Here is a 13,743-nt window from a genome sequence, read left to right as displayed (position 1 = left end):
ATGGCGAAAAAAGAAGAAATTCAAGATATTCATGGAAAAATAGAAACACGTGACATAGTACAAGAAATGCAAACCTCTTATATAGATTATGCCATGAGCGTAATTGTCGGAAGAGCTCTTCCAGATGTAAGAGACGGTTTAAAACCTGTTCATAGAAGAATATTATATTCTATGGCAGAACTTAACTTAACCTACGATAAGCCTTTTAGAAAAAGTGCCAGAATCGTTGGGGATACAATGGGTAAATATCACCCTCATGGTGACAGAGCAATTTATGATGCAATGGTTAGACTTGCCCAAGATTTCTCTACAAGATATCCTCTTGTAGACGGTCACGGTAACTTCGGTTCAATCGACGGCGACAGCCAAGCGGCTATGCGTTATACCGAAGCAAAAATGACAAAACTTACAGGAGAAATGTTAAGAGACATAAACAAAGAAACAGTAGATTATATACCTAACTTTGATGAAACTCTTAAAGAACCTGTAGTTCTTCCAAGTAGATTCCCAAATCTTCTTGTAAACGGCTCTAACGGTATCGCCGTTGGTATGGCAACAAACATCCCACCTCATAACTTAGGAGAAGTAATAGATGCAATTGTTGCTTTAATAGACGATGAAAACATAGAAATAAACGATCTTATTAAATATATCAAAGGTCCTGACTTCCCTACAGGCGGAATCATTATGGGTAAAAGCGGTATTTACAACGCATACACAACAGGTAGAGGAAGAATTAAATTAAGAAGTAAAACTCATATAGAAGAAATAAGTAAAACAAGACAAAGAATTGTCATTACAGAAATTCCTTATATGGTTAACAAATCAAAACTTGTTGAAAAAATTGCCGACTTGGTAAGAGACAAAAAAGTTGTTGGAATTTCAGATATCAGAGATGAATCAGACAGAAACGGAATTAGGGTTGCAATTGATTTAAGAAAAGACGTTAATGCTTCAATCATCTTAAATCAGTTATATAAATATACACAACTGCAAGATACATTCGGCGTAATAATGCTTGCTCTTGTAAATAACCAACCTAAAGTTCTTAACCTAAAAGAAATTTTAGTTCATTATCTAAATCACCAAAAAGAAATAATCGTAAGAAGAACAGAATTTGATTTAAAGAAAGCAAAAGCAAGAGCTCATATTGTTGAAGGGCTTCTTATTGCTCTTGACAATATCGATGAAATAATCAAAATCATCAGAGCAAGTTACAACGATGCTGAATTAAAACTTATGGAACGCTTTGAACTTTCTGAAGTACAAGCAAAAGCAATCGTCGATATGAGACTTAGAAGATTGCAAGGACTTGAAAGAGAAAAACTTGAAAATGAATATGCTGAACTTCTTAAAACAATAGAATACTTAGAAAGCGTTCTTGCAAGTGAAGATTTGGTTATGAACATCATAAAAGAAGAACTTCTTGAAATCAAAGGTAAATATAACGACGAAAGAAGAACAGCTTTTGAAGCAGATGATGAAGATTTTGACATGGAAGACTTAATCGAAGAAGAAGATATTGTAGTTACAATAACTCACGTAGGTTATGTAAAAAGACTTCCTGCAAACACATATAAAGCTCAAAAGAGAGGTGGAAGAGGTGTTACGGCACTATCTACAAGAGAAAATGACTTCGTAAAACATCTATTCTTTACTACAACTCATCACTACATTATGTTCTTTACAAACAAAGGTAAAGTATATAGACTTAAAGGCTATGAACTTCCTGAAGCATCAAGAACAGCAAAAGGAACTGCAATAGTAAATCTTTTAGCTCTTGATCCAGGCGAAAAAATAACCGCTGTTATACCTATAAAAGAATTTAAAGACGACGAATTCCTTCTAATGGCAACAAGAAACGGTATATTTAAAAAGACAAGCCTAACTGAATATGACTCTTCAAGAAAGAACGGAATTATCGGAATTAACTTAGCAGAAGACGATGAACTTATCGGAGTATGTCTAACAGACGGACACCAAGAAGTAATACTTGGAACTCATAAAGGTGTTGCAATCAAATTCAAAGAAGAAGATATCAGACCAATTGGTAGAGTATCAAGAGGTGTTAAAGGTATTACTCTTAAAGAAAATGACTTCGTAATCGGAATGGACATTGCTAAGAATGACAGATACGTACTTTCTATTACAGAAAAAGGATTTGGAAAAATTACAAAAGCTAATTTATATCCTACACAAGGAAGAGCCGGAAAAGGCGTGCTTAACTATAAAATTACAGGCAAAACAGGTAACCTTGCAGGAATGTGCGTAGTTGAAAAAGAAAAAGACGATATAATGCTTATAAGTGATGACGGAACAGTTATTAGAATTGATGTAAGCGGAATATCTCAAATGGGAAGAAGCACATCAGGCGTTAAAGTAATGAAACTTGATGAAGATGTAAACATCGCAACAATTGCAAAAGCCCCATCTCAAGATGAGGAAGAATTATCCGAAGAATAAAAGGAGATAAAAAAATGGATTATATCGGCAGCATAAAGAAAATTAATGAAAAGAAAATTTTAACAACAATTAAAGCTTTAAAGAAAAACAATATTGATGCAAGATTATTTGATAGTAAAGATGAACTTTTAAATGCAGTTAGGGAACTTATTCCTGAAGGCTCAACAACTGCAATGGGCGGAAGCTATACTATCAAACAAGTGGAAGGCTTAAGCGAACTTATTCAAAGTTATGACTTTAAAGACAGAAAGAAAGAAGCTAACTCAAAAGAAGAAGCAAGAAAAATCGCAATGGAAGCAAATTTTGTTGACTACTATTTTATGAGCTCCAATGCAATAACTGTTAACGGTGAATTATATAACGTTGACGGAACAGGAAACAGAGTTTCAGCTTTAATTTACGGACCTGAACATGTAATAATTATAGCAAGTCCTAATAAAATCGTATCAAGTGTAGATGCTGCAATCGACAGAGTAAAAGAACAAACAGGTCCAATGAACTGTGAAAGACTTGATATGAAGACTCCTTGCAGAGAACTTGGAAGATGTGCTAACTGCAAGAGTGATGACAAAATATGTATTTTCTATACTTTGACTGGATATCAAAAAAATAAAGACAGAATTAAAGTATTTTTCTTAAATGACGATAATTTAGGATTATAAAAAAAGACCCTAACGGGTCTTTTTTAATTTGTGTATTTTTCATCTACTTCTTGCCAACTTTCTCCGGCATAAGAAAAATCAATATCTTTATATTTCATAAAGCTTTTTAAGGTTAATTTATTATCATCTTTTATTAAAACCATTTTAGCAAATTTATAATCAGGACTTTCTCCTTCTTGCCAATTTGAAGCATTATAACTTAAAACAAGAGTTATTTTATTTCCGTTTACATCTATACTGCTTACAAATCCGTTATAATTTGATAATTCACCTTTCACACTAACAGAATATTTAGCTCTTCCGTAGTTATTAAAAAAGCTCAAAATCAAATCATCTTCTTTATTTAACCATTTACCGCTAATTGAAGAAATATCTTCATATGGTAAATATGGATTTACCACTGATACCAAAATTTCTTTTTCTGCGGTGTTTTTACTGCTGTCTTTTGCTGTAACAGTAATCTTATATTGTCCTAATTTTTTTGTATTAACTTCTCCACTTACATCAATATCATTTATCCTCTCATCAACATTATCATACACACTAACCAAATTTTTTATATTAAATTCACTGCCATAAGCAACACTTAACACATCTTCGGTTTTTATATCAGGAGGAGTAGTATCAACTACATTAAATGATACTTCAACTTTTTCCTTTTTGCTTTCACCGTTTTTTCTTATGTAATATGTAATTGTTGTTTTTCCTGTTTTATTTAGCGTTATCTTTTCACTCTTTGCACTAACAATATAGTTTTTATAATCATCACCTAATTTTACAAGAGATAAAGTATCTATATTCTCCCCTGCTTCAATATCCTTATTTATAGGTAATAATTTATCTGATTTAAAAACATTCGATGCAAAAGCAATAAATAAAAATAAAAGAAATACAACAAAAAAAACGATAAAAATTATCTTCTTTTTTCTACTTATATACATATAATCACTCCAATAAATATCATAATTTAACAAATAAAATTATAAAATATAATTTTAAAATAAATTATCAAAATTTATCTGTTTTTTCCAATAAACTTATAACTTTTTCAAGATCTTTTGGAAGAGGAGAATTAAATTGTTTTTTTTCTTTAATTATATCTTTATATTTTTCATCGTAATTTATTGTTACTTTATAACAATGTAAAAACTGTCTGTTTAAAGTTATATTTGAGTCTGTTTTCTTATTATCGTTATATTTTCTGTCACCTATTACACTGTATCCTAAGGCATTAAGCTGAGCTCTAATTTGATGACTTTTCCCTGTAATAAGTTTTACTTCAAGTAAAGTATAATCCTTATATTTTTTCTTTATTTTAAAAAAGGCGCTTACTTCAAATGCACCGTTTATTTTTTCTTTATTTAAAATTAATTTGTTTTGTTTTCTATCTTTTATTCCATAAAGAGTTACTTTACCTTCATTTTTAAATTCACCATATACCAAAGTTAAATATCTTTTATCAATTAAATTTTTCTTTGATATTTCATTTAACAACATTAAACTTCTTCTGTTTTTACCTGCAATTACTATACCACTTGTATTAAGATCAAGCCTCGTTATTATTCCGGTAGTATTTGTATTCAAATAGCTTTTAAGCATACTTACAACATCAGCTTTATTGCTCCCGTTTCCTTGAGATAAAATACCTGCCGGTTTATTTACAATAATAATATTTTCATCTTCATAAATAATATCTAGTTTATTTGTATTTACGGCTTTTACTTTTTTTTCTATTTTAAAATATTCTTCATTTATATAAAACTGAATTTTATCAAGCTTTTTAGTTCTGTAACTTCCTTGTTCTTTTTTACCGTTTACCTTGATATTTTTCTTTCTTAAAAGCTTTTGAATTTCAACTTTAGACAGGTTTGTCACTTTAGTAACAAACCTGTCCAGTCTCATATCTTTATATTCATCATTTATAATTATTTCTTTCATGGTTATTCCTCTGTTACACCCTTAAATCCTTCACCAAGAACCTCACTAACCTCTGCTAGAATAACAAAAGCATCTTTATCAATATCAGTAACAAGTTCTCTTAAAGCTGCAACTTCCATTCTGCTTACAACGCAAAAGACAATATCTTTATCTTCATTCGTAAATCCGCCTTTTGCCTTTAAGAAAGTAACGCCTCTGTCAAGATTTTGAAAAATTGCATTTTTAATATCTTCAGGATATGAAGTAAATATATAAAATGCCTTTGTATAGCTTGAACCTTCCTGAATAAAGTCTATAACTTTTGTTGCAACATAAATATTTATTGCAGAATAAAGCATTATTTCAAAATTTTTAAATGCAATACCGGCAATTAATATTACAATACCATCTATTATTAAAATTAAATTACCTAAAGATATCTGGGTAAGTTTTCTATGAATAAGTAAGGCTAGAAGTTCAGTTCCACCTGTAGTCCCTTTAAACTTAAACAATACGCCTGCCCCAAAACCAAAAACTATTCCTCCGAATACAGATGCTAAAAATAAATCATTTGTAAAATTAAATCTTCCCGTCATTAAATCTATAAAAAACGAGAAAACAAATGTACCATACAATGTCTTTAGAAAATTTATAACACCCATATCCTTATATAAAATAATAAACAAAGGAATACACATAACAAAAGAAGAGACACCAACCGGTGCCCCTGTAAAAGAATATAGGACTGTAGCCAAACCTGAAAACCCACCCGGTGCTATATTATTTGGAATACAAAATGCTGCAAATGCAAATGCCATAATAATGCATGCAATTGTAACAAAAAACATATCCACAAGAAATTTCATTATATTACCGTTTTCTAAATAAGTCTTCATGTTACGCCCCTATAAGATTATTTAATTATTTTGTTTTATATAGAATACCTCTTGTAGCATCAAGAGTAACTTTATCGTTATCTTCAAATCCTTCAAAAGATTCTACTCCAACCAAAACAGGAATACCTGCTGTTCTTAACTCCATTGCTAATTCATTTAACAATGCCTTTTCTGTATAAACAACTCCGCCTGCTTTTTCTAATAAAGGTTTAGCTTCTTTTGAGCATTTTGTAAGAGCTAAGATTTCACCTTCTTTAAAATCTTTTAAATCATCATTATACATTCTGATATTGCTTCTTACTCTACCGCTGATTAAACCAGCCCCTTTAAGAACATGTTCTCCAACTGTTTCAATTCTGATTGAGTTTGTTGTACCTTTCACACCAAGAGGGATACCAGCTGTAATAACAACAATATCACCATCTTTTACATGCATATGTTCTTTTGCACTGTTAATTACTTCTTTATATAAAAGTTCTACATCTGAGAATACATCAATTTTATAAGCATCAACACCCCATACTATAGATAGTCTTCTTTGTACGTATTCTTTATCTGTATAAGCAACTATATCACAGTTTGGTCTATGTTTAGAAATTCTTCTTGCTGTATAACCAGAACTTGTAGGTGTTAAAATTGCTTTTGCATTAAGAGAATCTGCAATTTGTACTGTTGATAAACTTACAGCACTTGTCATACTCTTATCATTTACATATTTACTTCTTGTTCTAAAGTCACTTGCTAATTTGCTTTCTGCAGATTCTGCAATAATACCCATTGTTTGAACTGCTTCAATAGGATATTTACCGGCAGCAGTTTCTCCTGAAAGCATAATTGCGTCAGTACCGTCAAAAATAGCATTAAATACGTCTGTAACTTCGGCTCTTGTAGCTCTTGGGTTGTTTATCATGCTATCAAGCATTTGTGTAGCTGTAATAACAGGTTTACCAACATAGTTACATTTTTTAATGATATCTTTTTGTACGATTGGTACTTCTTCTGCTGGAATTTCTACCCCAAGGTCACCTCTGGCAACCATGATTCCATCACTGGCTTCGATAATTTCATCAATATTGTCAACACCTTGTCTGTTTTCAATTTTAGAAATAATATGAATATCTTCTCCACCATTGTTATTTAAAACTTCTCTTATTGCAAAAACATCTTCTTTGCTTCTGATAAAAGATGCTGCAACGAAGTCAATATCATTTTTAATACCAAATAATAAGTCATTTGTATCTTTTTCAGTAAGAGCTGGAAGTTTAATATTTACTCCAGGAATATTTATACTTTTATGATTTTTTACAGGGCCACCGTTATCTACTCTTAAAACAACGTCGCTTCCTTTAATTTCTCTAACAGTTAATTTAATTAAACCGTCATCGATTAAAACTACATCACCTTTTTTTAGTTCTTCTGCTAAATGATCATATGTTGTAGCACAACCATGTTCATCTCCAAGTTCATCACCAACATAAAGAGTGAACATGCTTCCTTCTTTTAAGAATACTCCACCGTCTTTAAATTTCTTTGTTCTAATTTCAGGACCTTTTGTATCTAATAAGATAGCAATTGGTTGATTTAATTTTTCTCTGATTTCTTTTATTGTGTCTATTCTTGCTTGATGTTCTTCATAATCCCCATGTGAAAAGTTAAGTCTTGCAACATTCATACCTGATGCAACTAAATGTGTAAGAATTTTTTTATCTTCACTTGCAGGACCTATTGTACATACAATTTTTGTTTTCTTCATAATTTTATGCCCATCTCCTAATCATAAACTTATTTTTATATTATATTGCTAACATTTCAGCAATTCTTTTTGCTTCTTCATCAATTACATATGGCATAGCCAATGCTTCTTCAATTTCCATATCTAAAAATCTTCCATGTTGATAACACATACATCTGTTTGTTTTTCCATCTCTTAAACATTCAACAGCTAAAGCACCCATTTTACTTGCAAGCATTCTGTCAAATGCAGTTGGAGAACCACCTCTTTGTATGTATCCTAAGTTAGTTCCTCTTGTTGTTACACCAGAGTATTTTTCAATAACATCACAGAATTCTTCGTAATGTCCAACTCCTTCGGCAAGAATAACAAGTCCATAATATTTTCCAAGGCTAAAGCCTTCTTTTATTTTTTCACAAACAACATCTAAGTTTAATTCTTTTTCAGGAATTAAAATTGCTTCAGCTCCTGCTGCAATACCTGCATAAAGAGCAATAAAACCACTGTTTCTTCCCATTACTTCAACAACATTTACTCTGTTGTGAGAAGAAGATGTATCTCTGATTTTATTGATTGCGTCAACTGCAGTATTTACTGCTGTATCGAATCCTATAGAATATTCAGTACATGAAATATCATTATCAATTGTTCCAGGAATTCCGATAACGTTAATTCCTGCTCTGCTTAATTTTTGAGCACCTCTGTAGGAACCGTCTCCTCCGATTACTACCAAGCCTTCTATTTCATGTCTATTTAATGTATCAACAGCTCTTTTTAAGCCTTCGTCGGTTTTCATTTCCAAACATCTTGCAGAACGAAGAAAAGTTCCGCCTCTTTGAATCTTATCTGATACGGAATAAGCATCAAGTTTAACGATATTATCATCCATTAAACCTTGATAACCTTGTTGTACTCCGTAAACGTCAAATCCATAATATATTCCTGCTCTAACAACAGCCCTTATGGCTGCATTCATACCCGGCGCATCTCCGCCGCTTGTTAAAACTGCTATTTTTTTCAATTTTTTCTCTCCTTTTTTATATGAATTATTAAAAAATTTCTAGGTTCACGTTTTATATTATACTATATTATGAAAAAAAACATTATACTTTTTTTACAAAAATATGAAAAAATTTTCATATTTTGATTACATTTGTAATAATTTGATGTTTTCTGTGACTTTAAGCGCATTTCTACGCAAAATCTTCACATCCCCTCCCCTTAAAAGTTCGTAATTTATTATACATATTTTGTCTCCAAAAGCTATATCAATTAACTTTTTTTCAGAAATATTTAAGTTACCTCTACCCATGACAATGCCTAAAATATCTACCTTATTATTATACACATTATATTCAAATCTGATACTTGCTTCCTTACCGTTATATATTATAGGAGCAGCATAAATTTCATTCATACCCACAGAGTTAATTTTATAACAAGAAAGCATATATCCATTAAAATAGAATGGAGAATTGTCACTTTTTTGACCATATTTTGTTATCTCATATATTATATTTTTATTTTGCACCCTTTTAACTTTGAAAATATCTTTATATTTTTTCATATCACGGCTTAAAGCATATTTCTTTAAAAAAGCACAATAAGAACTATTTGTGTTAAGCGTTTCGTATAATATAAGTTCATTTAACGTCTTACTATTATAATCTAAAGGAAAGAAAATTGATACCCCGCAAGCATCATTATTTATAAATCCTTTCCTATTATATATAACAACATCATCTACCAGTCTTTCAAGCTTTATATAATCACTTTTTTTAAATATATTTTTTAAAAGAGAAAGGAAATCAACCATGTTACTGAACCCTTCTTCTTTTGTTCTTCCTCCAAAAACTGTTCCTTTTAAAATATCTTCCTTTAGATTACTTACATCATATTCATTTATATTATTTTCAATTAAAAAATTAAATTCATCATACAAAGCTTCAACCTTATCTAAATTTAATAAAGACATTGTTATTATCTTATCTTTATTTTTTCTTACGCTTTCTTTATAATAACTTTCAACAATTAATCTTCCTAGACTTTCTATATCTCTGTTTGATGATTTTTCAATAATATTTTTATAATTTAGTCCATAACCTAAAACAAATTCTTCACTTGCGACCATATACTTAGAGTAGTCTTTGATACTATATGCCGTTTCCAAAGAGCCCATTAAACACGCATCAAAAACAATCATATCTAGTTTTGTTTTATGATTTTCATATGAAGTTTTAAGTCCTTTTTTCAGTTCACTAAGCAAAAGCGTATCATTATCAAAATTTTCATCTTTACCAAATCCCGATATTGCTCCTCCTCCATGGTTCCAAAAAATCAGTATATTTTCATCACTTTTATAATGTCCCATTGAAAAATCAATGAACTCACTAAGTGTTTCACTGCTTCCCATACTTTTTTTAGATAGGTTCTTAATTAAATGAAGTTTTTTGTTTTTTATTTCAAATATTTGATTATTATTTTCATTTATTTTTTCATTATTCCAATTCTTTGTTCCGCCTGTATATATTAAAACCTTACTGCCTTTGGGGATTTCACTTTCACATATTTCTTTTAAATCACCGCTGGCAATTTTATCTTCGCTTTCCAAATCAGAACCATTCATATATATCATGAAAGTTCTATCAAATGTTTCACACGAATAGTTTTCACAAAATAAATATATCAATGCTATAAAAATAAAGCAAAAAAATAATTTCTTTTTCATACCATTATTATTTAGTAAATGAATATAAATATGTAATTTTTATTATAAAAATAGAATTTTTATAATATGGAATTATTTTTTTATATATGATATTCTTTTATTATTAGCTAAAATAAAACTATACAAATTTTAATAAAAGCATTGACATAAAAAGGAGACAAAATGGAAAAACCAATAATCGGAATAGTACCGCTTTTTGACGAATACAAAGACAGCTATTGGATGCTTCCGGGATATATGTTAAGCATTGAAAAATGCGGTGGAATACCTATAATGTTGCCTCTAACAACAAATAAGGGAAATATTAAAGAACTTACAAAGTACTGTGACGGATTTTTATTTTCCGGTGGACACGATGTAAACCCTAATCTGTATAAAGAAGAAAAATCCAATAAATGCCATAATATATGTGTTGAACGTGACGAAATGGAAACAATATTATTTGAAGAAATAATAAAAGAGGATAAACCTCTTCTTGCAATTTGCAGAGGAATACAAATAATAAACGTTCTTCTTGGAGGTAGTTTATATCAAGACTTACAAACACAAAAAGGATTAAACCACGTTCAAAAACCACCTTACGACATAAACTTTCATAAAGTGGATATAATAAAAGATACCCCTTTATATAATCTTTTAAACTTAAATGAAATAGGAGTAAACAGTTATCATCACCAAGCAATAAAAGATTTGGCAGTTAATTTAAAACCTATGGCAGTTTCAAAAGACGGATTAATAGAAGGAGTATATTTAGAGGATAAAAAATTTGTTTGGGGACTTCAGTGGCATCCTGAATTCAATTATGAAAAAGAAGAAACAAGCATAAAAATAATTAAAGAATTCATAAACAAATGTAAATAAAGGAGGAAGTATGAGAATAGCAGTAATAAGTCTGGTTCTAGATGAACCTAAAAAAGTACAAAAAGAAGTAAATGAGGTAATAAGCAGCTATAAAGATATTATAAGAGGAAGAATGGGAATCCCATTAGACAGAGAAAATGTATCAATTATATCTATTGCCGTAATCGGCGAAGCTGATACAATAAATGCTTTTACGGGAAGACTTGGAAAAATCGACCACGTTCAAGTAAAAACATCTTTCTCAAAAAAAGAAATTTAAACACCTTTTAAGGTGTTTTTTTATTGTTTTACATTAATGAAAAATAAAATAATTTACATAAAATTTTCTATATATTTTCATAAATTCAATACCCTAAACGTTACAAATATAATAAATGTAAAATGCATCTAAAAATTAAAGAATTTTCTAAATATTATTGACAATTAACTTTTCATGTGATAGATTATTATCAATATGAACTTAATACCTTTAAACACAAAGAAGAGGAATAGTAAGTTTTTTAACAAGTCGCAGAGAGCTGTTGGTTGGTGTAAAACAGTACTTAACAAAAACCGAACTCGCCTCAGAGTGGTTTACTGAAATCTACGGAGAGTAAGTGGAAACGGGTGTCACCCGTTACAGTGACGAGATATCGGCACACTGCCCGTATCTTTAATGAGTGTATTCTTATTTACTAAAGAATAAATTAGAGTGGTACCGCGGAATTAGTAACTTTCGTCTCTTATTTGAGAACGGAAGTTTTTTTATACCAAATTCCAACTAAAAAGTGTGTTAAATTTTAAATAAGGTGCGTTCATAAATAATTAAAGAGGTAAAAAATATGAAAAATTTTGAAAAGTACAGACCATATCCGCCAATGAAAAAAACTGATAGAAAATGGCCGGATAAAGTTATTGAAAAAGCTCCAATATGGTGCAGCGTTGACTTAAGAGACGGAAACCAAGCTCTTGAAATTCCTATGAGCTTAGATGAAAAAATTGAATTTTATAACAAGCTTGTGGAAATAGGCTTTAAAGAAATCGAAGTAAGCTTCCCAGCTGCAAGCGATACAGAATTTGAATTTGTAAGAACATTAATAGAAAAAGACATGATTCCCGATGATGTAAATATTCAAGTTCTTACACAATCAAGAGATGAAATAATAGAAAAAACATTTGCTTCCATAAAAGGTGCTAAAAGAGCAATAGTACATCTTTACAACTCTACTTCAGTTCTTCAAAGAGACGTAGTATTTAATGCAAGTAAAGAAGAAGTAACACAAATTGCCGTAAGAGGCGCTAAGAAATTCTTGGAAGAAATGAAAAAATATCCTGAAACAGATTTTACTTTTGAATATTCTCCTGAAAGCTATACAGGAACAGAAATGGATTATGCAGTTGAAATCTGTAATGCAGTAATAGATACATGGCATGGAAAAGTAAATAATAAAATTATAATAAACCTTCCATCAACTGTTGAAATGGCAACTGCCAATGTTTATGCAGACCAAATAGAATATTGTTCAGAAAGACTTCATCACCGCGAAGACGTTGTATTAAGCCTTCATGCTCACAACGACAGAGGAACGGGAGTTGCCGCAACAGAACTTGCTTTAATGGCAGGAGCAGACAGAGTTGAAGGAACACTTTTCGGAAACGGAGAAAGAACAGGTAACTGTGACATTATGGTTGTTTCAATGAATATGTTCTCTCAAGGAATAGACCCTAAACTTGACTTTTCAAAAATAAGAGAACTTGGGGATATGTACGAAAGACTTACAAGAATGGAAATAAACCCAAGACATCCTTACGTTGGTTCTTTAGTATTCACTGCATTCTCAGGCTCACACCAAGATGCAATAAGAAAAGGAATGAACAAAAGAGAAGAAAGAAAACAAACAATATGGGAAGTTCCTTATCTTCCAATAGACCCAAAAGACGTTGGAGGTACATACGACCCAATCGTACGTATCAATTCACAGTCTGGTAAAGGCGGGGTTGCATTCGTACTTGAACAAAATTATGGATTATATCTTCCTAAAGAATTCCAAAAAGATTTCAGCAAAGTTACAACAAAAGTATCAGATAAACATCATAGTGACCTTGCACCTGAAGTTATATTTGATATATTCAAAAAAGAATACATCAACAACGAAAATCCTATTAAACTTAAAAAATATAAAGAAACAACTAAAGACCACGACGAAGAAGTTTCTATCAAAGCTATAATTGAATATAAAGGCGAAGAAAGAGAAATAAGCGGCGTTGGTAATGGTATTATAGATGCATTCACACATGCTCTTGAAAATGAATTTAACATTGAAATGGAAGTAACCGATTATAGAGAACACTCTATGGAATACGGTACAAATGCAAGAGCTATTTCATACATTCAAATTGAAGGACATAACCACAAAATGTACTACGGAGCCGGAGTATCAAGTAACATAACATTATCTTCATTCTATGCCGTAGTAAGTGTTGCAAATAAAATTGTTAAGTAGA

11 protein-coding genes and 1 other annotated feature are annotated in these 13,743 nt (G+C 30.6%); of the genes, 5 read left to right on the top strand and 6 right to left on the bottom strand.

The window, feature by feature from the left end:
* Positions 1–2,463, top strand: a complete 2,463-nt coding sequence (gene gyrA, locus V2W16_RS10270; protein ID WP_329385454.1) for a DNA gyrase subunit A — start codon at positions 1–3, stop codon at positions 2,461–2,463.
* A gap of 14 nt (positions 2,464–2,477) precedes the next feature.
* The gene (locus V2W16_RS10265) at positions 2,478–3,125 is read left to right on the top strand and encodes a lactate utilization protein (RefSeq protein WP_138268011.1); all 648 of its coding nucleotides are present in this window, start codon (positions 2,478–2,480) and stop codon (positions 3,123–3,125) included.
* A gap of 23 nt (positions 3,126–3,148) precedes the next feature.
* Here the strand turns inward: V2W16_RS10265 and V2W16_RS10260 are convergent, their stop codons facing one another.
* From V2W16_RS10260 to V2W16_RS10235, 6 genes are all read right to left on the bottom strand, one after another.
* Positions 3,149–4,066: an immunoglobulin-like domain-containing protein gene (locus V2W16_RS10260; protein WP_329385449.1), complete on the bottom strand. Its 918-nt coding sequence runs from the start codon at positions 4,064–4,066 to the stop codon at positions 3,149–3,151.
* 67 nt (positions 4,067–4,133) lie between these two features.
* Positions 4,134–5,063, bottom strand: a complete 930-nt coding sequence (locus V2W16_RS10255; protein WP_329385444.1) for an RluA family pseudouridine synthase — start codon at positions 5,061–5,063, stop codon at positions 4,134–4,136.
* Positions 5,064–5,065: 2 nt separating this feature from the next.
* Complete coding sequence (locus V2W16_RS10250) at positions 5,066–5,938, bottom strand: YitT family protein (protein WP_329385440.1); 873 nt, start codon at positions 5,936–5,938, stop codon at positions 5,066–5,068.
* Between the two features lie 25 nt (positions 5,939–5,963).
* Positions 5,964–7,691: a pyruvate kinase gene (pyk, locus tag V2W16_RS10245; protein ID WP_138268008.1), complete on the bottom strand. Its 1,728-nt coding sequence runs from the start codon at positions 7,689–7,691 to the stop codon at positions 5,964–5,966.
* Between the two features lie 40 nt (positions 7,692–7,731).
* Entirely contained in the window at positions 7,732–8,691 is a 960-nt protein-coding gene (pfkA, locus tag V2W16_RS10240; RefSeq protein WP_329385435.1) for a 6-phosphofructokinase, read from the bottom strand.
* Positions 8,692–8,817: 126 nt separating this feature from the next.
* A complete protein-coding gene (locus V2W16_RS10235) occupies positions 8,818–10,398 on the bottom strand; it encodes a clostripain-related cysteine peptidase (RefSeq protein WP_329385432.1) in 1,581 nt (526 codons plus the stop codon).
* 162 nt (positions 10,399–10,560) lie between these two features.
* Here V2W16_RS10235 and V2W16_RS10230 point away from each other — a divergent pair, with 162 nt between their 5' ends.
* The 3 genes from V2W16_RS10230 (at position 10,561) to leuA (ending at position 13,742) form a co-directional block, all read left to right on the top strand.
* Positions 10,561–11,259, top strand: coding sequence for a gamma-glutamyl-gamma-aminobutyrate hydrolase family protein (locus V2W16_RS10230; RefSeq protein WP_329385429.1), 699 nt, complete (start codon positions 10,561–10,563; stop codon positions 11,257–11,259).
* 10 nt (positions 11,260–11,269) lie between these two features.
* Positions 11,270–11,518 carry a TM1266 family iron-only hydrogenase system putative regulator gene (locus V2W16_RS10225; protein ID WP_138268004.1) on the top strand — a complete coding sequence of 83 codons (249 nt, stop codon included), beginning with the start codon at positions 11,270–11,272 and terminating at the stop codon, positions 11,516–11,518.
* Between the two features lie 210 nt (positions 11,519–11,728).
* Positions 11,729–11,985: a binding site (T-box leader), on the top strand.
* Positions 11,986–12,080: 95 nt separating this feature from the next.
* Positions 12,081–13,742, top strand: a complete 1,662-nt coding sequence (gene leuA, locus V2W16_RS10220) for a 2-isopropylmalate synthase (RefSeq protein ID WP_329385425.1) — start codon at positions 12,081–12,083, stop codon at positions 13,740–13,742.
* Position 13,743: the final 1 nt, after the last annotated feature.

The sequence above is a fragment of the Anaerofustis butyriciformans genome (assembly GCF_036289385.1).
Classification (GTDB): domain Bacteria; phylum Bacillota; class Clostridia; order Eubacteriales; family Anaerofustaceae; genus Anaerofustis; species Anaerofustis butyriciformans.
Note: the sequence above shows the minus strand (reverse complement) of the source record. Positions and strands in the feature narration are given on the sequence as shown.

Bases quoted from the DNA above. Each gene is read 5' to 3' on its own strand.
- gyrA (WP_329385454.1), top strand. From the start codon at position 1: ATGGCGAAAAAAGAAGAAATTCAAGATATTCATGGAAAAATAGAAACA.
- V2W16_RS10265 (WP_138268011.1), top strand. From the start codon at position 2,478: ATGGATTATATCGGCAGCATAAAGAAAATTAATGAAAAGAAAATTTTA.
- V2W16_RS10260 (WP_329385449.1), bottom strand. From the start codon at position 4,066: ATGTATATAAGTAGAAAAAAGAAGATAATTTTTATCGTTTTTTTTGTT.
- V2W16_RS10255 (WP_329385444.1), bottom strand. From the start codon at position 5,063: ATGAAAGAAATAATTATAAATGATGAATATAAAGATATGAGACTGGAC.
- V2W16_RS10250 (WP_329385440.1), bottom strand. From the start codon at position 5,938: ATGAAGACTTATTTAGAAAACGGTAATATAATGAAATTTCTTGTGGAT.
- pyk (WP_138268008.1), bottom strand. From the start codon at position 7,691: ATGAAGAAAACAAAAATTGTATGTACAATAGGTCCTGCAAGTGAAGAT.
- V2W16_RS10235 (WP_329385432.1), bottom strand. From the start codon at position 10,398: ATGAAAAAGAAATTATTTTTTTGCTTTATTTTTATAGCATTGATATAT.
- V2W16_RS10230 (WP_329385429.1), top strand. From the start codon at position 10,561: ATGGAAAAACCAATAATCGGAATAGTACCGCTTTTTGACGAATACAAA.
- V2W16_RS10225 (WP_138268004.1), top strand. From the start codon at position 11,270: ATGAGAATAGCAGTAATAAGTCTGGTTCTAGATGAACCTAAAAAAGTA.
- leuA (WP_329385425.1), top strand. From the start codon at position 12,081: ATGAAAAATTTTGAAAAGTACAGACCATATCCGCCAATGAAAAAAACT.